This window comes from Corallococcus praedator, from assembly GCF_003612125.1.
In the GTDB taxonomy this organism is placed as follows: Bacteria; Myxococcota; Myxococcia; order Myxococcales; family Myxococcaceae; genus Corallococcus; species Corallococcus praedator.
Genome location: NZ_RAWI01001184.1, coordinates 1 through 421, shown reverse-complemented (window position 1 = coordinate 421; position 421 = coordinate 1). Strand labels below are relative to the sequence as shown.

Below are 421 nucleotides of genomic sequence, written 5' to 3'. Positions count from 1 at the left end.
GCGTTCAACGACGGCAAATGCCTTTGGGGCCGCCATCACGCATTCCAGCGACTGCACGGGCCAACCGGGGACTGAGGGCAAAACCTGCGTACGGCTTCTGCGCAAAGCTTTAGTACTGCGCCGCGCCTGCGCCCGCTTTGAGATCATGGCATAGGCGCGGAGGTAGTCTCCGCGGCAGCTCGCTATCGCTGTTGCGCGCGATACATCACTTAGTCGCGCGTTGCCCGGGCTCACGCCGTAGCAATATTCCTCGATGTCCTTGGCGCAGCTATCACGCAGAAGCGTCGCCGCTTCCTCAAAACTCTGGCTCTGTGCTGCGGTGCTCCCAGCTCCGGCAAACATCGCTATTGGAAGGAACCTGCAGAAAAGTGTCATTCCTGTCGCTCATTTCGCCCGCGTAATAAAGTGCGGAGGGCTATGT

General features: G+C 59.6%; 1 protein-coding gene. It reads right to left on the bottom strand.

What is annotated here, in order from left to right; all coding sequences use genetic code 11:
• A partial coding sequence (locus tag D7Y13_RS47520) for a hypothetical protein (RefSeq protein WP_208734690.1) occupies window positions 1-375 on the bottom strand: 375 nt, incomplete at its 3' end.
• Between the last annotated feature and the right edge of the window lie 46 nt (window positions 376-421).